Genomic DNA, 21792 nt, shown 5'->3' on the forward strand with positions numbered 1-21792 from the left:
AATTAGTGATTTTTTGAAATTTCAGCAGAATTGTTTTTTATTTCTTTCTGAGAATGTTGTTCAAATACTCCCTGACTTTGATTGGTAATTTTTCCGTTGGCAACTCTCAATCGATCTTTATCAGTATGAGATTCTTTATTACCTTGGATATATTCTGTCATTTTGCCGGTAACATTGGTAATAAAATCTGTTCCTACAGAAAGCATATTGAGCATAGCTACACTTGATGTTCTATTCATCCCCGCACTTTCGGAGATATTCATTCCAACAGTATTACTTTGATTCATTCCTACATTTGTGGTCATACTTTCTATAACATTAATATTCATGTTCTTACAATTCAGCGTCATCGTTTCAGGTGCTGTGATATTGATATTACTTCCTGTCGTATCCAGATGAATTTCATTGCCGGATTTATCTGTAATAATAATACTTTCATCCTCTGTGAAGACTATCTTATGGCCACTCCTTGTCATGATAGATTTTACCCGGTTGTCTACAAATCCTCCTAGTGCAGTTCCTCCATGAAACATTCCGCCCATGACGAAAGGTCTATCGGGGTGATTGTGTACAAAATTCACCATCACCTGATCTCCAACTTCTGGAATCGCTACATAACCCCTATTTTGAGTGATCTGGTCCGTTCCTCCCGCATCAGGACTCATCATTCGGATAAAATGAGTCGTGTCATTCGTCTGCCAGTCAAATCTTACCTGAACTCTTCCCTGTCCTTCCGGATCGGTGTTGGAAATTACTGTGGCAATCTGTGGTTGAGCTATTGGAACTGTGAACTCAGGTTTTGGCAAAAATCCTGTATCTGATGCGATTCCGTTAAAACTTCCGCTATAGTGACCAATCGTATCTATTTCATGAGTTGTTTCAGTCACCATGATTCTTGTGAAATACGAAGTTTCGTTCGTATCTGGTTTTCTCATTTCTACATCTACGGCGCAACCGGGATGAAGAAAAGGTACCGTCGTTGAACCTGAAATATTAAATACATTGACCGCTTCACTTCCAGAAGTACTTTTTTGTGAATATTCTACGTCTAAATGGGTTGTTGCTTTGATTGGAGCAACTCTTAACGACGGAGTTTTATAAATACTATCATTATGTTGGTAAGCAGTTTTTGCCAAATCTCCGACATGCTGAATCGGGGTTGCACCTGACTTCAAAACTTCATTTTTATTACTATTGTAGCCATAAAACTGAGGCTTTGTATGAACTGCTTTTAGTTCAACTTTTATGTCATTAGCACTGCTTCCATACGTCAGTTTGATGGGTGTATTTTGTGGTGGAAGTTTTCCGAAATGAAGAACTTCACCGTCGTAATAGAACTGTTCGCCATACGCTTCAGCCATTCTAGCCAAATAGTTGTAATGCGTTTCGTCATACTGACTGCTGTAAATGATTTGAGAATAATCATTCGTATCGATTCTGATGTCAAAACGGCTTTTGTCTAAACCTTGCTTAATAACTTCTTCAGCAATAATTCCCATATTCACGGCTTGACTTCCGCCGAAACTTTGAATATGGGGAGCTCCATCGAGCAAAATAGTCGGGCTGAAACCGGATAAAACGATATTTCCCAAGCTCATTCTTTCCTGACTGAAACCTACCCCCGTAATAACGCCGACAAATGTACGTTCAGGACTTTTGTCGATGTCTTTGTAAGAAATAACTGCCGTCAGGCGTTTGCCTAAAAATTTGTTGGCTTCTTCTAAAGTATGGGTTTGGCGGTCGCCTAAAGTGTCGTGAGCTAAAGTCAAGGTAAACTCGTGGTGCTTCTGTGCACTTTGGGTAAGCTTGAAGTGTTTGTAATATTTGATCACTTTACCTTCAATAACCAAAGATAATTTGACCAGGCGATTGATGCCGGTATGGTGACTGTCTGAGATTCCTTCTGCGTTTTGTGACGGACGGAAAGAAGAACCTCTGGTTTTTTCTGAGGTATTCATATTGTTGTGATTGTGTGGTGGTTTAAAGTTATTAAATTTTATTTATTCCTGCAGATTTTATGTATTAAATTTTTGATTTTAACTTTTCTTAAACATTTGGAAATCTGTATATTCTGTGAGAGAAGTTCTTTTTCAGATCAATTTTTCTAAAACATACCAAATTGTAACCCGGCTTGAACGGACTCTTCGACAAGCTCAGAGTGACAGAGCTGGGCTGGAAGACATAAATGAGAAAAAGCGTCGGCTTTTTCGAAGTTTACGAACGAAGTTAACTGCTGACCAAATAAAAATATTGCAGACAAAAAAGACCGTCTTGCGGACAGTCTTTTTGTATACCATAATACTTAAAATGAATCGACGAATTTTAGCTAGTTGGCCAAAGACCTTCGAAAGCTGCAGTTCCGTAATTGATTTTTTCTGCACTTACGATAAAGCTGATCAACATTGAATTTTCGTCTACCGCATCAAAGTCTACTTCGTGCTGAATAACGTAGCCGTTTTCCCAGTTTAGGGTAATCAAAGTTCCTTCTTCGTGAGATTTGTTGAATGTGATCTCGCCTGAAGTCGGCTTATATTTTCCGTTTAACAATGACTCAAGGATGTCAGATTTTTCTGTTGCCTCGATTGTTAATTTGATCAATGCATTCGAAGGATCTGATGCTACTCTACCCGATACGTCTGTTGATCTTGAAACGCTGTAGTTCAGTTTTAATAATTTCTGACCTTCGCCACCGTTGAATTTTAAGATTCCTCTTGAATTTGCTGCCATGATTTGTAAATTTTAATCGTTAATATTTCGTGAAATGTTTTTTCTTTATTCAAAGATAAATACACCAAAAATATTTTTAAAACTTTTAAAGAACTTTTTGAAAATTTGTAGTAATTCTACGATTTGATGTAGTAAAACTACGACTGGTTTTTATTTAAATTTACAATCACCCCAATTTATCTATCTTAAAATCAGAAGAGTACACAACACCAAAGTCTATATATGAATGATTGATTTCTAAAGAATTTATCAAACCATTCGCTTTCGAAAGAATATATTTCCCTTTAAAATCAGGTTTTGCAGAATCTTGACTGATTATGATTTCATCATTATTTTCCGAGATCTCTGCAGTCTGATTAATATCTAACAATTCATTTTCTAGGATGATCTGAAAATGAGATTTTCCGTTTTTGAAATCGTTCCTGATTGGTGCAAAATAGGTTTTTATCAACCAGTCTTGTTTCATTTTTTTCTGAAATAATTCCTGATTGAGAACGGCATACTCAAATTCTTCGATGTAAATTTTTGCATATTGATCAGGAAATCGATCTACCAAATTTGCTTTTATTTCTGGGAAATTGTCAATTGTTTTCTTTAAAAGGTTAATTGAAATAATTTCACCTTTTGGATTGGTTTGAATTTCAATCGGATCGATAGATTGAAAGCAGGCAATCGCCATATCGCCAATTTTCGTCTGATTTTGAATTGAAAAATTGTTTTTAGAAAGATGAAAAATATGATGATTGAGTTCGTTTTTTATCCATTTTAAAGAAAATTGATATGAAAATGAATTTTCAGTTTTTTTATGATCAACAAAAGATGATTCGGTGATGCTGACTTTATATTGAATATTTAAATTTTCCGGATAGAAATTGATCTTAGGATTTCTTTCAGGGCTTTTAAAGGGTGCATCATTTCTTGAATTGTATTTTTGGATTGTCAAATAATCTGGCAGAAACAGTTTTCTTCCTGCTACTAAATTCTCGACAATATAATCTTCTCTCGCACAATGCTGGTTGTGAAATTCTTTGATGTATAAAGGATTTTCGAGATTGATTTGCTCTGCAATGCTTTGGAGAGTGTCGCCCTGGCGGATAAAATGAAGCGTCATAGATTATATCATCTTATTTTTCGGATTAAAATTTTAAAGTTATACACGTCAAAATTTACACTACAAATTCTTCTTGAGCTTGTAGGTTGCAATTTCCCCAGTGGTTTTATTAAGTAAATCACTGGTAAGTATAAGGTCATTATTTTTTCTTGTAATGGTAAATTTTGAGTTGACGTTATCTTTTTCACGTAAAATGATTCTACTTGGGTTACTATCCAAAATAAGCAATTTTTTATCTAAAATCTCTTTATAGCTATCCAATTTAAAAGTGGCAGTATTGTTTTCAATAGTAATATTAATCATTGCGTATGCACGCGGATCGGCAGATTCTTCTTTAATTCTAAGAAAATTGCATTCATATTCGCCATTCCAACTTTTACTTATTGCACTATTACTTAGTTCGAAGTTCCATTTTTTTAAAACTTTATCTTTATCTAAAAACAAAACTGAATATCCATCTTTCTGATCTTTTATTTCGATTTTATTATTTGCGGAATTATAATCATTAAACTTGAATACATCTACTATTTTGTATAATTCCTGGTCTTCATTTGATACCAACTTTTCTATACTGAATAAATAACTTTCTTTATCATTTTTTTTATAAATAGAATAGGTCAAACTATCATTTTCATGTATTTTATCTGACTTGAGAAAAGTATAGGTATTGAGTTCATCCCCTGAATAAAATTCTTTTCCAACATAAATTTCATCTTTGCTTTCTACTTTAGTGATGGCATTATCGGAGGTAATTTTCGCAGGAGATATTTCTTTTGTATTTTGCTCTTTACAATTAATTAGGATTAATATTAAAAAAATCCACTTTAGTTTCATTGTTATTTTCATGGTTGGTTTTCTTGATTAGGAGTTTTATTCACGCCTGTGTCTAATTCTGAAATATTACTGAGTGGATCTATCCTTCCGCCAGTTCTTGCACTTGTTGTGCGTAATTCAAAATGCAAATGTACCTGATTTGCATTGAGTGCTGTAGCAGAGGAACCAGTTTTCCCGCTTTTTCCTATCGGATCACCAGCTTTAACTTTCGTCGGATTCCCACTGCTATCTTTTGCTACAATATCTACCGAACTTAAATGAGCATAGAAAAAATAATATGTTGTACCATTATATTCGCCTTTAAGGTTGATGCACTCTCCATAACTTCCGGAAGTGTATATTTCATTGACTTCACCATCTACACAAGCATAAATTTGGGTTCCGGTTGGAGCATATAAATCCAATCCATCATGTTTTCCTTTGCTTCTACCTGGAATGTTACTGCTGTGAATACTTCTTTCAGGTGCCCATACTGCATACCAACCACGTAATTGTGGGTTGTCTACAGGATGATGCCAAGTAGAGTTGTTTGTAGAATCTCCTCCACAATTACAAGGAATATCAAATGTTTTCAAAAACCCTTTTTCCAAATGCAGTGGACTGTTTCCGGCTAATTCTTCCTTAAAAAATTCATCGAAATGTTCTAAAACAGTTTTCATGGGTGTTACAGGTTGTGGCTCACCTTTAAATAAGTACCTGCTATTATCACCTTTTTCTGGTAAACTTGCCCAAATTCTACTGCCCCTACCTCTGATAGAATTTTCCGTTTGACCACTCAGTAGTATACTTAATAAATCTGAACATCCCGGATGATGTTTCATTAATAAAACAGAAAATTTATCTTGATTTTCTTTACTAAATGAGTCGATATTATATTGTGTCTTTTTTGCTGAATATTGAGCATCATCCCATGTATCTTTCATTACCTGATATGCTCCGGCTGCTGTAGATCCTCCATAATTTATTCTTGGATGATCACTCAAGTCAGTAATTAAATTACCTCCAAAACCAGTGGTATATCCTTTCTCAAAATCATGTGGAACATAAATTGTTTCTTTCGTTACCTTATCTTTAGCTTTAATGATTTCTCCTGTTCCTTCACCTACTCGCAATGTTCTTAGGAATGCTCTGATTCTTTCTTCGCACTCACATTTTTTCCCGATAGTAAAGTAAGCTCCATCAGCTTTTAGAAACTCCTTATCGTGTTGTTTTTCGCCTTGCGCCTTTGCTTGTAAATACAGAAGTTCTGTCTCTTTTTTGTATAAAGAAAAAGTTATTTTATCGCCCGGATTGTATGTTTTTATTTCCAGAACTTTTTCTATATCTTCCAGATAAGTTGTTTTACCATTTTCAATTTTAGGATTACCTCTTTTTCCTTCTTTCGCATTGGTAAGTATAGCTTTTGCTATATTTTTCTTTCCATTTTCATCTGTAATTGTGGTGGCGCCGGCAAAGGTATAATTATAGTCGCCATCTTTCTTTCCTTTATCTAGTTTCTCCTTCCATTGCTTCAATTCATCATCAGATTTTGGTCTCAGATGAACAGGAACTTTTGCAATACCATTTTCTATCGTGGCTGTGAATTCTGTTTTTTCAGTTCCCTGTACCTCCTCTGAAGCGGAAGTTTGTTCCATTTGTGCTTCTGTAATTTCTAAAATCGGAAGAACAGCTCCTGCAGAACCCTTGATGAGACCATCTTTTTCCTTGATAATGATTGTAGCCTGTTTTCCATTTAAACCTGAAGTACGGGCAACCAAATACACTTTTGCTTCGAGCGGAGCACTGTTTATTTTCTTAAATTCCGCTCCCAATTTAAACGTCTGGAAGGTAACTTTTTCATCTTTATTATACACCTCTTTTGTAAGCGCTTGCTTGATGGCTTCCAGTGTTGTATATTCTTTTTTAGCTGCCAACGCTTTTACTGCAGGCTTGGCAAGAATTATTTTTGCAATATTTTCCTTTTCGGCATCGGTAGAAGTTTTATTTCCATTACTACCAATGTTGTATTCGAAAGTTCCGGCTGCTTCACCTGTTTGTCTGGTATATTCTTTTTTAGCAAAATAAGCATCCAAAAGGTCTTCTACTGCGGAATCCTGTACAATGCTTACGGTTCTTCCGCCCGTATGTTGCTGAGTTGGAGGTTGTGTTGGTTCGATGGTTCCAGATGATTCTGCCCAATCCCAAAGTTCAAGGTTATTCCACCAGTCAGTTACCGTATCGATAATTCCTTTTTCCTCTTTTTGAGACTGAGGTTTTTCAGCTGCCGGTGAACCCTGGGCTCTCGGTGGCACATTATTATTGGGCGAAGGTTGAGATGGCTGAGCCGGCTGGCTATTGTTGGATGATTGTTGTGATCTTGGCTGAGGTCTTGTTGGCGGAACAGGCAACGGATTGTTGACATTTACATTATCTGTAGCATGCTTCCTATTTGAAAAGTATTCTACAGTTACATAAAATTCCAATTGTTTAGGATCTGTTTCTCCCTGCATTGCTTTTTGCATCAATGCTCGGGTTAACATAAATTCCGCGACGGCAACTCCGCTCGAATTAACGGTGGCTTCTTTAGTTTCAATTAAAAGATTATTGGCATTATGTCCATCACCTGCCGCATCATCTTCCCAAAGAGAAAATTTTAGCTTTTGACCAGCCAAATTAACACATTGTGCTCTGGCACGCATCTTTTCAGTGTAGCTAAAAACTGTTCCGGGCGAATCATCTACATATTGAAGCTCAACCTTATTAATTCTGGGAATAGCAACAGGTTGAGGATTAATCTCAATAGAAGTAGGTCCCGATCCTTCTGGCTCATAAAGATAGGCTTCAAGACGATACGTATTTCGTAGAGCAACCTCACCAAAAGTAAATGTTCCTGAACCGGTTTTCTTGATATTCGTTGTTGTAAAACTTCCGTTGGTGCGTTTTTTAAATAATTCCCAAGTTACACCTGATGCATTTCGCTGTGCTGAAGGTGTAGCAGGATACCATTCTGTAATGCTATATGTGGTGGTTTCTCCTACTTTTGGAGAAGAATTACCAGATATTTTTGAAACTCCTTTTTTTGACATCGCAGAAATTTTTAGATTAATAAGCGTCTATTTCACTTTCAAAAACAGTTTCTTTGAAGTCATTCACATCCACAAGAGGATTCATGTGTCGTACCGTTTTGGCATTGGCGTTTTTCACATTTTGCTTGCTGATCTCACCCCTTTGACCATGATCTTTGATGGTGATTTTTCCACCTATGGTACATTGAAGCTCTGAAACTTCTGTCACCGCTTTTTTACCCATAATCATGACTTTGTCATAGGTTTTCTGCCATTTTCCGGCTGGAGCATAAGAGCAGGGAAGATATCCGCTTGAGCTTGGTTTTAGCTTGCATTTTCCGAAACTTGGTCCTGGAGGGTTGAATTGAAGATCATCTTCTGTAACGGCTAGATAATCTGCGCTGCCTGCAGCATCATTCCAATAATGCTTTTGATGTGCGGTAACTTTATGCTGTGGGAACTGATCACCTTGATTACACTGGCATTTCCCTTTCTGTACGACAAAGTGTTTGCCGTCATGAGATGATGATTGCTCTGACATATTTTGTGATGTTTGGTAATCAAAGATAACAAAAAGTTATTTAAAATAGAAGAAAGCGGAAATTAAATTTTCCGCTTTCTTTATGTGATAAGTAATTAATGTTGAGTATATTCCGGCTCTTCTACCGGTAAGGTGGTTGGCATGAAATATTCGTTCAGCCAATAAAATTCTTGTCCGTTTTGTTTTATTTTTACAGCAGGATGTTTTCTGTGTGTAAGCATTCTTTCAGCTAAATCTTTGTAATATTTAAAATAAGTCTGCGCCTGATCGTTGGTGACAATCTTAGATTTTTTCCAGCCTTTTAATTTAAATTTTGACATCAATTCGCCCTCAGAATTATCAAAACCAGTGCTGACACCTACTGCGTAAGACATTGGTTGCTCATACAATTCACCTTTATCTAAAAACTTCAAGGTCGGATTATATTTTTTCAGGAGTTTCACATATTCTCTCAAAGCTCTTGCCTGCTTAAAATCTGTTCTGGCTGCTCCTGTCTTCTCATATACTTCCGTGTAGAAGGCTTTAAGCTGATCAAATTCAGCCTCAGAAATTAAGATTCCTTTTTCCATGCCTGATTTTAAATCTTTTAAATCTTTAGGAATGTAGCCTTTCACCAAGAATGGGTTTCCGTAATTGATTAACTGTGCTGCAATACCAAAAGGAACAAGATTTGTCAATCCAGGATACATATATTTATATTTGAAATCGACGCCAGTTCTACCAGCTCCTACCGATGAATGGAATTTCTCGTTGAGTGAATTATCAATCATTATATTGTCCGCAGTTACCTGAACAATCAGACTGTCTACTGCTTTTTTCAGAAATCCAGGAGTTCCAATATCTCCTTTTTTAGGAAAGATAACAAATCCGGGAGCCATACTTTGTTTTGGGAAGTCTAATGAATAGAATCCCGCATCACCTTCAATTAGATTAAAATTATTCTTGATTAAAACGTCACTTTGATTGATAATTTTCTGTTTTTTGAGTTCAGCAACGTTTTTAGCAGTATTGGTCACAATGTTTTCTGCCATCAAAACAAAATCATTGTATGTGTCTGAAGACCTCGCACTCGTCTGGAACATAATCAGTTTTGCCTGCGCCTGAGTCAACGAATTGATTACACCATACATATTTCCACTTCCATTGGCAGAAGTGCCTATAGTGATCACAATATTGGTCTCGTCCGGAACTTCAGACAGCAAGTTTCCAGCTGCAATCAGACCTTCATTAACTGGTTGGTTTCCTCCTGTGCTCTGGCAGTTCATTTCGTTAATCTTGTCATTAATAAATGTCGTTATTTTGCTATAATCTTTACTTAATGGCGACGGTACCACATTTTCTCCACACGGATTATTTTTGTAAAGTACCACACCATATTTAATTGAATTAAAATAAGATGGCTTTTCAAATCTCAACTGAAGATCCTGCAGCAATGACTTTACTATAGGCGTATAAGGAGCATTTGCGGCACTCACGTCCAAAACAAAAACAATATTTGCTTTTTTGTTTTTTTCAATAATTTCTCTGTATCGATCAAAGTAAATCTCGTCACCTAAAACATTGGAAACATAATTTTTGCTGTAATCTAAAACATTTGTAAAATATTTCGTTTTGGTATCCCCTGCAATGGTATCATTTATGGATAAATTGACCGGAAAAATATTCTCCAATGGTGTTCTTTTATCAACGTCAGTAAGGAAAATTGCTGTTCTTTTATCTGCATCAGTACCTCCTGGCGATCCTTCATGAATTCCCAATGCAGTTTCTTTGATACCGGTTGGATTTTTCATTTTTACCGCTGAACGTTCACCCCAAGGAGAAATTACATCAGAGCTCACCCAGCCATAAATACCAGTGCTGATACTATCCATATCAACAGATGGTTTTTTACCTACCAAAAATCTTTTATTGTTTTCTGCCATTTTATAGACGTACACCATCTGTCCGTTTGGAATTTTCACCTTGGCATTTTCTATTAAGCTAGGAGAATTAAAAACCATGATTGAATCATTTTTATAATACCTCTCAGCACTTTTAATAACTTCAGGATGATTAGGCACCACCGCTACTCTTACCGGATACCCGGTTTTTTCGCTTTTCAGAGAATTGCTCCAGAGAAGAAGGTCAGATTCTGGAATCCAGCCGTAGGTTTTTACCGATTTGGAAGATACTTTTTTCATTAAAGCATCCGGAATATATTCTGCTACCTTTACCATTCCGTCTCTGTTTTTCAGCACCATCAAAGGCTCTAGAAATTTAACTTCTTTGTATGATTTTTCATCACTTTTATCAAGATAAGCAGTATTTCTTGATCTGTCTGAGATTGCAATCCACGGAACAGATTTTTTAGAAAAACCGTCGATAACAGGAGCGTTGTCTATCTGACCATATTGTTTGGGTTCAGGTGTTTTTTTGGACGGCAATTTTACCTGACAGCTTGTAAGCAGTACTGATAACCCGATATAGTAAGCCGCTAGAGGAAATTTATTTTTCATCTTAATTTTCTTTATAATTGGTGTGGTGTCCGGAAAAAATCCGGATTAATGATTTATTTGCTTTGGTTGATATCTACTTTGGTGACGCAGTTTTTCTCATCATAATTGAGTTTCACAGTCTGAATCACATTATTTTTATCAAACTGGAGTCCTGCGCAATACAGATAAAAGTTATTGACTTTGCTGTCACTTACCTGCACAATAGAATTTTCGTTATTGCATAAATATTTGTTTAATAAATAATTGTAATGCGTATTGAAGCTATTTCCATTAGCAATTTGCTGAAGATGATATTTAAAGTCGTTATCTCTTTCTTCATAAGAATTATCTATCGCTGCAGCTTCTTCTACATCGTTGTACTCCGCAAGGATTGTAATTCTGTGGATGATGGGCTCTTTATCGGCATCGGTATAGAGAGTTACGACGTAATTTCCTGGTTTTTTGTATGAGTATGTTGCAAGCTTCTCTTTTGAATCGATTCCTGTATTTTCACCAAATTTCCAGGTAAACTGAGTGGCATCTGATACTGCCTTAAACTGGACAGTCTCAAACTGCATCGCTTGTGATTGTGCATCAATGATCGTAGGTACTCTCACACTATCTCTCTGTACTTCACGTCTCCCGGAAACAACAATAGGGTATGTTTTTGTGTACTGATCATCAATAATAAGTGCCACGTTATAAAACCCAGGTCTTTTGTAGATGTGAACACCTTTGTTCTTATCTGATGTAGATCCGTCTCCGAAATTCCATTTTCTGGTTTTTGCAAATGGTGTTTTATCTTCAAAGAAAAGGCTGTCGCCTACCAAAACCGGTGAAGGGTAAACTGTTGCCAAGATATCGTCTGCTGAGTGAATTACTTTTTTCTGAAGCCACAATGCGACGAGGGCAGCAAGCAACAATGTTGCGATAACACCGATGATGATGTTTTTTTTGTTTTTTTCAAAATAGTTCATGATAATTTGGTGTGATGTGTTGTAATATTTGTGTTTTTATCTAGCTTTCATGGCATTATCCCGATCAAAGAGGCGTTGCTCTTTACTTTTATAACCTACAATGCATTCCTGAGTTCTCTTTTCAAAATTTTTGGTATCAAACGAAATAGTCGTTACCCTTTTTTTATCGTTGTAGTACATTTCAAAGAGCTTTGCAATCTGGGGATAAGCATCTATTCTGTTATCGTCTGTACTGAATCTTTTTTTGGTCCCACGTATATAATCGGTGTTTCTTTCAATGTCGTGATCTACCATAACATCCGGAATTTCTTCTTTTATGCGAGAAATCTGAGTAAAGGTACTGTCAACTATTTTTTGAATTTTCTTCTGTTCGTTATCAAACTTCGCTTTTTCTTCCAATCGGTCTAATGCGACAATATCTGATGAAGTAAAAGGAGATTCAAAACGGTTCAGAAAAATAATTCCCAGCAGAATCATAGCGGCCAGCAACATCAAGATGAGATATAAAAACTGAAAACGTTTTTCTTTTTTGGATAGTGTAATTTGCCCTTGCATAATTTGGTGTTTTAAAATAGTTTTATCTTCTCCTTCTTCCTCCTGAATAATTTCTTGTAGGATCTTTCATGAGTTCTCTGTTAACAGTAGCAACTTTACCCGTACAACGTATCAGCTCATTACGTGCAAATTCTTTCTTGTTCGATGCATCGATAATTTTTGTTTTAAGATTCAGCATCGGATTGATGTGATTAAGCAAAGAAGAATAATGTTTGAGGTTATCGGCACTATCGGCACCTATGACTCTCCTAACTTCATCAATCTCATCAGCAATCTGACGGCGTAGCGGAATATCATTATCCACCGCAGCAATATCTAATGAGGCTATATGATATTGAAGACTATCTACCATGATTTTCATGGCCTTAGAACGAGCCATCAATTTTTCATAATCTTCTACTTCCTTCTCCATTCCCACACGCTGCGTGTGGTAACTTTTAAAAAAGAAAAATACGGTACAGAAAGAAATTAAGGATAAGATAACAAACGATAAGATAAATTTCCAGATGCCTACCCTGACATCGGATGTATTCAATTTTTTATCTCTAGTTGTAGACATAGTTGTGATTTGATTTGGAATGTGAAAATAGAAAAAAAATACTTATGCACAAAATTAAATATGGACTTTGCAACATATTTACAATTATTTAATGTTAAGTTTAATTTTGCAATCCGAAAGATTTTCATACTTTAGTGATCAAAATTTTATTTTACCACTACCAAATCACAAAAATAAAATGAGCAAAATATTAACCAATACGGTTCGGTTTTCCATTGCCGACAGCGATTTTTATTTTAAAAAAATAATGATCAAAACGCTTTTGGAAAATCCTTTTAATATGCTTCTCAATGACTGCAACAATGGTCATGAGCTCATCCACAGGATCTACAGAAAACAGGAAGATGTTTTTATTGTAGAACTCTTCATGCCGGTACTCAGTGGCCTTGAAGCCATAAAATTTATCCGAAAAAATAATGAAGATACCCCTATCATCACTTATTCCGGGACATATCAGGAAGATATGGCCGATATTTTAGAAAAAATTCCAAACATTTATTATTGTCAGAAAAATAGCAATGTTATTAAAGATTTAATCAAAGGGCAGATTACTTCACAAGATTTTGATTACCAAGCGTACTCAGAAAGTTGGAAGCAGCAACCTTTGGCCGTGCAGGAATACATGAATCGACAGAAAAAGAGCCAGGAAGAGCTCTCTTCTACAGAGATCCAGCTGATGAAATTTTGCTATGAAGGCTTCAGTAACAAAGAGATAGGTGAACAACTGAACCTGAGCACCAGAACAATTGACACCTATATCAACAGACTTACAGAAAAGCTTGGTTTAAAAACAAAACTTCACCTCATCCGCTTCTGTGTAGAAAACGGATACTATAATTCGAGTATGTAAAAGGTGTTTTTGTGGAGTAAAACCGTACTAAATATAAAATTCTCAGCGTCTTAACCGAAATATTTTCGTTACTAATTTGTTACTATTCAATTTTTTTAACTAAATTTGCACACCTAAAATTTAAAATTAAAAAAGGAAATGACAAAGGCAGAATTGGTAAACACCATCTCAAATAAATTGGGAACAGAAAAGAATGAAACACAGAAAGTTGTAGAAGCTTTTATGCAGGAGATCAGGACTTCTATGTATAATGGGGACAATGTTTACTTAAGAGGTTTTGGATCTTTCATCGTTAAAACTAGAGCAGCAAAAACGGGAAGAAACATTTCTAAGAACACTGCAATAGAGATTCCTGCACATAATATTCCTGCTTTCAAGCCATCAAAATCTTTTGTGGAGAAAGTGAAAACTAAAGTTGCAGTAAAATAAGAATAACAATTGAATATTAACTAGTTACACAAAAAAAATTTAACATTATGCCAAGCGGAAAGAAAAGAAAAAGACACAAGGTTGCAACACACAAAAGAAAGAAAAGAAGAAGAGCGAACAGACATAAGAAAAAATAATCTCAACTAGAGATTTTGTAATATAATAATATAGTTGGTGTTTATATTTTTTTAATATTCACCAACTATATTTTTTGTTTGTTACCACAAGATTTCAGAAAAATTCAGGCTAAAATTAATATCAGAATTTCGAAAATTTAGCATTAAATTTAAAAAAGAAAAATACTAATCAATATCTGAATCAACTTTAATCTAAAAAAATATCTTATATCAAAATGAAGAAAGAACTTATAATTTCGCACGAAGATGAGCTTACAAAGATTGCTTTATTGGAAGACGGAAGATTATGTGAACTTCATGAGGAAGAAGACAAAAATGACTTCGTAGTCGGAGATTTATTTATAGGAAAAGTAAAAAAACTGGCTCCAAACCTTAATGCAGCATTTGTAAATATCGGATACGATAAAGACGCTTTTCTGCACTATCAGGATCTCGGACCTCAGTATCTTACCTATAAAAAATTTCTAAAAGACACGGTTTCTAAAAAACAAAACGCTTCAAGTTTAAAAAATTTCGAAATACAACCCGAAATTGACAAAAACGGAAATGTAGATAAAGTAATCGCTAAAGATGACGTTGTCATTTTACAGATTACAAAAGAACCCATCTCCACGAAAGGCCCGAGAATATCTACTCAGATTTCTCTCACGGGTCGTTTTTTGGTCTTGATACCGTTTGATAATAAAGTTTCTATCTCAAAAAAAATCGGTAGTTCTGAAGAGAAAATAAGACTCAGAACTTTGATTGACAGTATAAAGCCGGAAGGTTTTGGGGTCATCATCAGAACCGTTGCCGAAGGCAAGAAAGTCGCTGATCTTCACAATGATATGAATCAACTGATTCAGAAATGGGAAAATACTTTTAAGAATATTCAGAAAAATAAAGTCCCTTCTAAAGTATTGAGTGAAGACGATAAGGCGTCGTCTATTTTAAGAGATAATTTCAACCAGGATTTTGTAAACGTCTTCTGTGACGACGAACAAATGGTTGAAGAAATGAAAAATTATCTGGAAGTCATTGCTCCTGAACGAAAAAATATTGTTCAGTTTTATGATTCCCACATTCCTCTCCTCGAATATTATAACGTTGAAAAGCAGCTTAAACAAAGCTTTGGCAAACACGTAAATATTCCAAGTTCAAAAGGTGCTTACCTTGTGATAGAACACACTGAAGCATTGCACGTAATCGACGTCAACTCCGGAAATAATATTACAACCGGAAACGTTGCCACCAAAGAACACGGTCTCAACGTGAACAAAATGGCAGCCACAGAAATAGCAAGACAGCTACGTCTACGTGATATGGGTGGTATTATCGTTATCGATTTTATCGACATGATCAACCCAGATCACAGAAGAGATTTGTTTGAACATCTGAAAACAGAAATGAGCCGCGACAAAGCTCGCCACAAGATTCTGCCTCCAAGTAAATTTGGACTGATACAGATCACCAGACAGAGAAACCGTCCGGAAAAACAAATCGACATCAAAGAAGAAAACCCCAACAAAGACGGAGAAATTGTAGCTCCAATTGTCATTGTTGAGAAAATGGAAGACACCATCAGAACCATCATGCAAAAAGGCGACAAAGGAAAACTTTACCTGCATGTACACCCTTTCGTTGAAGCTTTCCTTACCAAAGGACTTAAAAGCATACAAATGAAATGGTTTTTGAAGTACAAAAAATGGGTGACCATTATCCCAAGGGATTCTTTCAAATATTTAGAATACAAAATCTACAATTCGAAAAAAGAAGAATTAAGCGGATATTCTAATTAGAAAAACACAAAAGGCCTTCAGAATTTTCTGAAGGTTTTTTTATTTTCTTATTCTCAAAATACAATTTTAAAAATTTTGAATACCATAGTCACCAAATGTAAATGACTAATGACTTCTTAAATATAAAATAAATCCCTACCTGAATAAAAAAAACAGCTAAATTATACCGTTAAGCATTATCAGTAAAGGGATTAACAACTTCATTAAAAAGCAAAAATTAAAATAATTCACAATTAATAGATTTTATAATTTTAAAATTGCGAAAAAAATAAAATAACATCACTTATATTACATTATTCAGTAAAAATTTACGTTTATACACCAAAAACATATGGTTTTTTCGTATATTTATATACTGAAAACTAAGACCGATGAAACCTAATTTAACTATTTTTGATGAGCCTCTCTTGTACACGGAAGGTCTATCTAAACTCCTTGTGCAAAACAAAATTTTTAGTTCTATAGAAATTTTTAATACTTCCGAAGGTTTATACAATCACGTTAAAGACAATCCACCGGAATATCTCATGATCAGCTCAAATATTTTGATGTTAAGTGATCTTTATCATTGCATTGATAATGTGATATCACAAAACAATAATATCAAAATCATGGTGATAGGAAATTCTTACGATGTCATCGTGATCAGAAAACTTTTTAACAAAGGCATCAAAAGTTATCTTGATAAGAACAGCAGCTATGACGAATTTATAAAATCTGTGAACGCTCTGAGCTCAAACGAAATTTACGTTTGTGAATATGCAAAGAAAATGATGATTAACTTCATCAGCAACGAACAGGAAAAGCAAAGCCCAAGCATAAAAGAACCACTAACAAGACGAGAGCTTGAAATTCTTAAGCTAATTTGTGATGGTCACAGCAGTAAAGATATTGGCGGGCAACTTTTTATCAGCATCAATACTGTGGAAACTCATCGAAAAAGAATCTTAATGAAATTGAACGTAAAAAACTCTGTAGGTGTAGTAAAATATGCACTTGAAAATAATATCTTCAGCTAATTCAAAATATTTAGACGAAAAAAAATCAAAACCCATTAAGGTTTTGATTTTTTTGTTTCATCAAGTATCTATAAGCCTCTATTCATAATCCGCCATCTCACCGTTTGTAAATAATACCGCACGGGTAAAATCAATCATTAAATTATTTAAATCAATTACCACAATATTTTTCTGAGAAATATTGTCATTTGAAGTATTCATTAATATTATTTGAGAATTATTGGGTGAGAATCTAGGATCCAAATCATTTGTCCCAAGAGGTCTGTCACTCTCTACCGTAACATCTACAACCGAACTGTTTGCCAGATTATAAATAAAAACATGAGAATCTAACTGTCTGTAATTGGCATCCTGATATCCTGAAACATCATGCGTGTAGAGTAGTTTTTGTCCGTCCACAGAAAAATTAAGTCCGCCGGTCGCACCCGTGAGAGCTGAAAAAATATTTTGCAAAACATTCCCAAGCATATCGATAATAAAAATTTTGGTATTGTAACCGCTAAAGTTATTGGTCTTTATTGCAATTTTGCTGTTGTCATAGCTCCAATCTGCTTCTGAAATCAGGCTTCCATCAGGAGTTGTGTAAATAAGCTGCTGCCCGGTACCATCTTTATTAATTCTATATAATTTATCAAAATTTGAATAAATAAATGCGCTGCCACTTGTATTCCAAGAAAAATCTAATTCATCCTGATTAAAACCTGCAACCGGAATTTGGGTCACTTTAAAAAGATTGCTTCCATCAGGATTGACGGTGAAAATATGACTTCCGCCTGCATCGTTTCTTAAAAATGCAACAAGCCCGGCATTATTGTTTTTTCTAGGTCTCCAGCTGTTGCTTGCTGAGCTTGTCAGTTGAAAACTATTTCCCTGACTATCGCTGGACAGGATGACAAAGTTCCCATTTTGCTTACGCACATAATGATAACGGTTTGCAGGAGTTGCATTGGTAGTAAATTTGAAAACAGGACTTAAAACATCCGGATGAATACCGTCTGAAACAGAAACCTGCCAAAAATAACTTACTCCAAATTGCAAATTAGACAAAGTATAAGTCTTTACCTTCAGATCATTCACCTCAATAACATTGGTATTGATATTATTTTTAACCGTAAGTTTATACGTAAGACTGTCTGTTTTATCAGGATCAGTAGCGTTCCAACTAAGTTGTACCGTCAGGGGCTGATTTTCAGCATTATCAATCGGGCTTAATAATACCGGTGCTGTAGGCGGAGAATTGAGAGATTCATCATCATCCATTTCAAAAACAACAGTAACGATCTGGTTCTCACTCTGAATATTTACCGCTTGAAAATTAACGACATAACCCGTAAGTTCAGCTTTTATAGAATAATTGCCTTTCGGAATGTCTTTAATTTCAAACATCCCATCTTTATCACTAAATACAGTTTGCGTACTTGGTGTGGTGAAAATTTTCGCATTTGCAATAGCTACATTTGTACCTTTCTTTACTACTTTGCCTTTAAGCACACCCTTTTGGCTCTGCTCTACCAAGTCTTCACTGCATGAAGCCAACGTGAAAAGCAAAATCAGTATTGAGAATATTTTGATATATGTTTTCATAATTTACGTTTTTATTTTTTTCCGATATAAAAATTAATGCCTAAAGCAAATCTCAAATTTTGATCTTTTCTTTGGCCATTGACAAAACCGTCCCAATCATCTGTGAATCCCAAATCATATTGAGAAGAAAGTCTTAAACCCAAATTTTTCTGAACAAGATATTCTAGACCGCCACCAAACTGACCTTTATATCTTGTTTTGTCGGTAGAAAACATTGAACCTAAACCTGCATACACATAAGGTGAAAGCTTGAATTTCGGAATAATAAGATACTCAAGATTAAGCTCTGCCCCTACATATGTTTTTGAGATTATATTTTCATTTTCGAGTGTAAAAACATTGGCGTTGGCTTCAAGATTAAAATTATCTGCAAAAAAATATTTAATTCCTAGCTTACCTCCGATTGTAGTTTTAGGATTTACATAATCGCCTCTTACTTTGTTTGCTTCAATCTGTCCGAAAATTGAAACGTTCTGCCTGTCATTTGTAGGATATTTGTTCCCAACAAGTCTATTGTTGCTGATTTTCTGCTCTGCATTATATTCATCAACTACTTGCTGATATTTTGCAGGGACATCAACCGCCTTTCCCCAGATATTATCTCTTACACCTTCTACAATCAGAGATTTTACAGCTTTTTCGATAGCATCTGTAACTGCCATTTGGATGGGTTCATTTTGGGTCACCCCAACCTCAGCTTCCAACAGCCTTTCTGTATCAACATATTTAAAGAAACTTCCGTTGATGCTTGTAGAGAGAATTGTTTTTGAAACATAAACAGTTTTTAGAATTTCACCATTTAAAGTAGAAACAGCTCTCAGATAAATCGTGATTCTGTCTTGTCTGTATTGTGTAGAGGCACCAATACCGAAATATCTTGCGCCAATACCACCGGTCATAATATTACTGTCATAAGAGATCACACCACCCTCTAAAAGAGTTCCTGCATACAACAACGGTGGCAAAGCCTGGCTGTTTTTATCTACATCTTTAAGGTACTCCTGACGGGTTGATCTGATGATCTGTCTTTCGTTAAGAAGATTAGCAATATTTTCTCTTTCAATGGGTGTAAACCATCTGCTGTCTTCTAATGCTTTGATGAGGATAGTTGTAGTACCCTGAGGAACCGCTGTACTCCAGTTATTTCCGTTTTCTGACGGCTTGTATTGGCCAGTCTGATCACGGAATTTATAAACGCCTATAACAATTTTTTCTTTTGGCAAAGGTAAGTTGCGAAGTTCTGTGGTGTAAGGGGTAATCTCTCCCATCATAGATTTTTCTTTCTCTGCGGGAAGTCCAAGAATGGAAGTGCAGCCTTGCATAACATACAAAAGCACAATGCCAAATACGATTCTGAATTTCGTATAGATTCTCATGGTAAGGTTTTTAGTTTTAGTTTTTTAAAAATTATTTTGGAACCACAATCTCAGATTGCTCACCGGTATTGGTGTCCAAAATACTGATCATCATGCCTTGAGCGGTATTCGTAATCTGAAGATACAATGACCCAAACATATAATTTCCTGCCTGCACGCCTCCGGAGCCAAACTGATCCTGAAATAATTTTCTTGATAACTCACTCAAAACCTGACGGTTTAAGCTATCTGTGAAATTACTCAGAGAACCTGAGTTTCCGGTAAGGCTGTTGCTTAATTTATCATCAAACTGATTCTGAGCACTCGCTGAGCTCAGCAACCATTGATAATTGAATGTATCGCCGCCAAAGGCAGGATTAATCGGTTTGTATACCAGCTGTTGAGATTTTGCCAGAAAAAATCCTGATAAAAAAATCATTGCTGTAAAAAAAGTTTTCATGGTAGTTAGTTTTTAGTAGATGAATTCGTTTTTAATGAGATTCTTCCGGGCGTTATAGTCTTTTATGTACCTCAAAGTATAATCTAACTGTTCCCTCAGATAATCTTCATTGGGATTGGTCATAAAGCTATAGACGAGTTTATCATCAACCTGTATATTGATTTGTCCGCTTGTTCCTCTGGCTGGCAGTTCGGTAATAGTAATTGCAGAATTGCTCTTGTCAGGAATTTGACTGTACTGAATATAAAATAAATCGTAAAAGTCTCTTCCTACTTTGCTTTTTGTCTCGTCAATCGTCAATCCGCTCAATTCAAAAGCTTCTTCTTTTTCAACAACACTTACTGATTTCTTAAAAAAATCCTGATTGATTTCCAGGCTGTCTTTTGCCAAAAGTTTTTGTGTCTGCTCGTCTCGAATGTATAGGAAAGCTTTTATGGCATCTCGCTGCTCAAGATTTACACTCATTTCAGATAAGGCTTTGCTCTCATTAGGATTGATAGAAAATTTTCCGCTCTGTTTATTGTTGGAAAGATTTCCGCTGGCTCCTTTTTTAATTGAAATCAAAAGGTAATTCAGTTCCTGATAGGTAGAAGTGTTATTGGTAACTAATGCTTTAATTTTCAGCTGCTTTTCTACGACATCTTTCTCTATTTTTGCGACAATCTTTTTGTCATCCTGCCCAAAAGTGAAAATCGACAAGAACACAAAAAGAAAGCTGTAAGATATAAAGATGAAATTTTTCATAGCAGAAGTTTAATAATTTCGCATAAAAACCGTCAAATTCTCGCCTTTTACATTCAGATGCATGCCTTCAGAGACACTGTTACTTCCTGCAATATCAACCATATTGTTATTGCCTTGGGTTGTGATTGCTGTTTTTGCTTCTTTTGAATAAAATGCATTATTAAAATAAATACTGTTTTGATCACCAAATTGCTGCACAACAATATTAGTTTTGGCATTTATATTTAAATCTGCAGTATTTGAATTCCCAACTTGTGCAACTTGCGAAATGGAAGATGCAGATAAAGATTGGTCTGCATTCTGTAAATTAATCATATCAACTGCAGTCTGGCTGTTGATACGATTCCAGTCTATTTGCTGCGACTTCGCCAACATTGTTGAGAGAAGCGCCAGGGTAATAAATATTTTCTCAAAGGTTTTCATTTTTATTTTTTTTAAAGGTACTTGAATACAGTGCTTTACAAAACACGTGAAACGGTTACTTATAGAAAATCACGGTTTATGGTTACCCGATTCCGTATTTATACGCTAAACTATTTTAGCCAAAAAAAGGAGAAACCTAAGTCTCTCCTTTACAGTATTAATATGAATGAAATTAATTTGCCTTTTTGATT

The 21792-nt window shown here is 35.4% G+C and carries 19 protein-coding genes; 4 read left to right on the top strand and 15 right to left on the bottom strand.

Features of this window, described 5'->3' with window-relative positions; genetic code table 11:
• Positions 1 to 2: 2 nt before the first annotated feature.
• The 10 genes from MQX03_RS14415 to tssO (MQX03_RS14460) form a co-directional block, all read right to left on the bottom strand.
• Positions 3 to 1958 (bottom strand): type VI secretion system Vgr family protein, encoded by a 1956-nt coding sequence (locus tag MQX03_RS14415; RefSeq protein WP_242803893.1) that lies wholly within the window; start codon positions 1956 to 1958, stop codon positions 3 to 5.
• A gap of 364 nt (positions 1959 to 2322) precedes the next feature.
• Positions 2323 to 2727: a type VI secretion system tube protein TssD gene (tssD, locus tag MQX03_RS14420; protein ID WP_242803894.1), complete on the bottom strand. Its 405-nt coding sequence runs from the start codon at positions 2725 to 2727 to the stop codon at positions 2323 to 2325.
• Positions 2728 to 2893: 166 nt separating this feature from the next.
• Positions 2894 to 3838 carry a hypothetical protein gene (locus tag MQX03_RS14425; RefSeq protein ID WP_242803895.1) on the bottom strand — a complete coding sequence of 315 codons (945 nt, stop codon included), beginning with the start codon at positions 3836 to 3838 and terminating at the stop codon, positions 2894 to 2896.
• A gap of 60 nt (positions 3839 to 3898) precedes the next feature.
• A complete protein-coding gene (locus MQX03_RS14430) occupies positions 3899 to 4684 on the bottom strand; it encodes a hypothetical protein (RefSeq protein WP_242803896.1) in 786 nt (261 codons plus the stop codon).
• Positions 4681 to 7737 (bottom strand): peptidoglycan DD-metalloendopeptidase family protein, encoded by a 3057-nt coding sequence (locus MQX03_RS14435; protein WP_242803897.1) that lies wholly within the window; start codon positions 7735 to 7737, stop codon positions 4681 to 4683. The genes MQX03_RS14430 and MQX03_RS14435 overlap by 4 nt, the downstream gene beginning before the upstream one ends.
• Before the next feature lie 16 nt (positions 7738 to 7753).
• Positions 7754 to 8257: a DUF4280 domain-containing protein gene (locus tag MQX03_RS14440; RefSeq protein WP_129536304.1), complete on the bottom strand. Its 504-nt coding sequence runs from the start codon at positions 8255 to 8257 to the stop codon at positions 7754 to 7756.
• Positions 8258 to 8352: 95 nt separating this feature from the next.
• Positions 8353 to 10752, bottom strand: a complete 2400-nt coding sequence (gene tssR / locus MQX03_RS14445) for a type VI secretion system protein TssR domain-containing protein (RefSeq protein ID WP_242803898.1) — start codon at positions 10750 to 10752, stop codon at positions 8353 to 8355.
• A gap of 53 nt (positions 10753 to 10805) precedes the next feature.
• Complete coding sequence (locus MQX03_RS14450; protein WP_129536302.1) at positions 10806 to 11708, bottom strand: PKD domain-containing protein; 903 nt, start codon at positions 11706 to 11708, stop codon at positions 10806 to 10808.
• A gap of 36 nt (positions 11709 to 11744) precedes the next feature.
• Positions 11745 to 12263 (bottom strand): type VI secretion system TssO, encoded by a 519-nt coding sequence (tssO, locus tag MQX03_RS14455; RefSeq protein ID WP_242803899.1) that lies wholly within the window; start codon positions 12261 to 12263, stop codon positions 11745 to 11747.
• A 22-nt stretch (positions 12264 to 12285) separates the two neighbouring features.
• Positions 12286 to 12822, bottom strand: a complete 537-nt coding sequence (tssO, locus tag MQX03_RS14460; protein ID WP_129536299.1) for a type VI secretion system TssO — start codon at positions 12820 to 12822, stop codon at positions 12286 to 12288.
• Between the two features lie 178 nt (positions 12823 to 13000).
• On the opposite strand from tssO (MQX03_RS14460), the gene MQX03_RS14465 reads away from it, so the two are divergent.
• The 4 genes from MQX03_RS14465 (at position 13001) to MQX03_RS14480 (ending at position 17035) form a co-directional block, all read left to right on the top strand.
• Positions 13001 to 13672, top strand: coding sequence for a response regulator transcription factor (locus MQX03_RS14465; protein WP_242803901.1), 672 nt, complete (start codon positions 13001 to 13003; stop codon positions 13670 to 13672).
• A 138-nt stretch (positions 13673 to 13810) separates the two neighbouring features.
• Positions 13811 to 14101: an HU family DNA-binding protein gene (locus MQX03_RS14470; protein ID WP_034674127.1), complete on the top strand. Its 291-nt coding sequence runs from the start codon at positions 13811 to 13813 to the stop codon at positions 14099 to 14101.
• Positions 14102 to 14453: 352 nt separating this feature from the next.
• Positions 14454 to 16016 (top strand): Rne/Rng family ribonuclease, encoded by a 1563-nt coding sequence (locus MQX03_RS14475; RefSeq protein WP_242803903.1) that lies wholly within the window; start codon positions 14454 to 14456, stop codon positions 16014 to 16016.
• Between the two features lie 371 nt (positions 16017 to 16387).
• A complete protein-coding gene (locus MQX03_RS14480) occupies positions 16388 to 17035 on the top strand; it encodes a response regulator transcription factor (RefSeq protein WP_242803905.1) in 648 nt (215 codons plus the stop codon).
• A 78-nt stretch (positions 17036 to 17113) separates the two neighbouring features.
• On the opposite strand, the gene MQX03_RS14485 is transcribed toward MQX03_RS14480, so the two are convergent.
• Genes MQX03_RS14485 through MQX03_RS14505 form a run of 5 tightly spaced genes read right to left on the bottom strand, consistent with a single transcriptional unit; the run spans position 17114 to position 21601 of the window.
• Positions 17114 to 18619, bottom strand: a complete 1506-nt coding sequence (locus MQX03_RS14485) for a carboxypeptidase-like regulatory domain-containing protein (RefSeq protein ID WP_242803906.1) — start codon at positions 18617 to 18619, stop codon at positions 17114 to 17116.
• Between the two features lie 11 nt (positions 18620 to 18630).
• Positions 18631 to 19995: a CsgG/HfaB family protein gene (locus tag MQX03_RS14490; RefSeq protein WP_242803907.1), complete on the bottom strand. Its 1365-nt coding sequence runs from the start codon at positions 19993 to 19995 to the stop codon at positions 18631 to 18633.
• Positions 19996 to 20026: 31 nt separating this feature from the next.
• Positions 20027 to 20434, bottom strand: a complete 408-nt coding sequence (locus tag MQX03_RS14495; protein ID WP_242803908.1) for a curli production assembly/transport component CsgF — start codon at positions 20432 to 20434, stop codon at positions 20027 to 20029.
• Positions 20435 to 20446: 12 nt separating this feature from the next.
• Positions 20447 to 21178, bottom strand: a complete 732-nt coding sequence (locus MQX03_RS14500) for a curli production assembly/transport protein CsgE (protein WP_242803909.1) — start codon at positions 21176 to 21178, stop codon at positions 20447 to 20449.
• A gap of 9 nt (positions 21179 to 21187) precedes the next feature.
• Positions 21188 to 21601: a hypothetical protein gene (locus MQX03_RS14505; RefSeq protein WP_242803910.1), complete on the bottom strand. Its 414-nt coding sequence runs from the start codon at positions 21599 to 21601 to the stop codon at positions 21188 to 21190.
• Between the last annotated feature and the right edge of the window lie 191 nt (positions 21602 to 21792).

This window comes from Chryseobacterium aahli (assembly GCF_022699665.1).
GTDB classification, from domain to species: Bacteria; Bacteroidota; Bacteroidia; order Flavobacteriales; family Weeksellaceae; genus Chryseobacterium; species Chryseobacterium aahli.

What these genes read in the sequence shown, in the direction of transcription:
- MQX03_RS14415 (WP_242803893.1), bottom strand. Translation starts at nt 1,958, where the DNA reads ATGAATACCTCAGAAAAAACCAGAGGTTCTTCTTTCCGTCCGTCACAA.
- tssD (WP_242803894.1), bottom strand. Translation starts at nt 2,727, where the DNA reads ATGGCAGCAAATTCAAGAGGAATCTTAAAATTCAACGGTGGCGAAGGT.
- MQX03_RS14425 (WP_242803895.1), bottom strand. Translation starts at nt 3,838, where the DNA reads ATGACGCTTCATTTTATCCGCCAGGGCGACACTCTCCAAAGCATTGCA.
- MQX03_RS14430 (WP_242803896.1), bottom strand. Translation starts at nt 4,684, where the DNA reads ATGAAAATAACAATGAAACTAAAGTGGATTTTTTTAATATTAATCCTA.
- MQX03_RS14435 (WP_242803897.1), bottom strand. Translation starts at nt 7,737, where the DNA reads ATGTCAAAAAAAGGAGTTTCAAAAATATCTGGTAATTCTTCTCCAAAA.
- MQX03_RS14440 (WP_129536304.1), bottom strand. Translation starts at nt 8,257, where the DNA reads ATGTCAGAGCAATCATCATCTCATGACGGCAAACACTTTGTCGTACAG.
- tssR (WP_242803898.1), bottom strand. Translation starts at nt 10,752, where the DNA reads ATGAAAAATAAATTTCCTCTAGCGGCTTACTATATCGGGTTATCAGTA.
- MQX03_RS14450 (WP_129536302.1), bottom strand. Translation starts at nt 11,708, where the DNA reads ATGAACTATTTTGAAAAAAACAAAAAAAACATCATCATCGGTGTTATC.
- tssO (WP_242803899.1), bottom strand. Translation starts at nt 12,263, where the DNA reads ATGCAAGGGCAAATTACACTATCCAAAAAAGAAAAACGTTTTCAGTTT.
- tssO (WP_129536299.1), bottom strand. Translation starts at nt 12,822, where the DNA reads ATGTCTACAACTAGAGATAAAAAATTGAATACATCCGATGTCAGGGTA.
- MQX03_RS14465 (WP_242803901.1), top strand. Translation starts at nt 13,001, where the DNA reads ATGAGCAAAATATTAACCAATACGGTTCGGTTTTCCATTGCCGACAGC.
- MQX03_RS14470 (WP_034674127.1), top strand. Translation starts at nt 13,811, where the DNA reads ATGACAAAGGCAGAATTGGTAAACACCATCTCAAATAAATTGGGAACA.
- MQX03_RS14475 (WP_242803903.1), top strand. Translation starts at nt 14,454, where the DNA reads ATGAAGAAAGAACTTATAATTTCGCACGAAGATGAGCTTACAAAGATT.
- MQX03_RS14480 (WP_242803905.1), top strand. Translation starts at nt 16,388, where the DNA reads ATGAAACCTAATTTAACTATTTTTGATGAGCCTCTCTTGTACACGGAA.
- MQX03_RS14485 (WP_242803906.1), bottom strand. Translation starts at nt 18,619, where the DNA reads ATGAAAACATATATCAAAATATTCTCAATACTGATTTTGCTTTTCACG.
- MQX03_RS14490 (WP_242803907.1), bottom strand. Translation starts at nt 19,995, where the DNA reads ATGAGAATCTATACGAAATTCAGAATCGTATTTGGCATTGTGCTTTTG.
- MQX03_RS14495 (WP_242803908.1), bottom strand. Translation starts at nt 20,434, where the DNA reads ATGAAAACTTTTTTTACAGCAATGATTTTTTTATCAGGATTTTTTCTG.
- MQX03_RS14500 (WP_242803909.1), bottom strand. Translation starts at nt 21,178, where the DNA reads ATGAAAAATTTCATCTTTATATCTTACAGCTTTCTTTTTGTGTTCTTG.
- MQX03_RS14505 (WP_242803910.1), bottom strand. Translation starts at nt 21,601, where the DNA reads ATGAAAACCTTTGAGAAAATATTTATTACCCTGGCGCTTCTCTCAACA.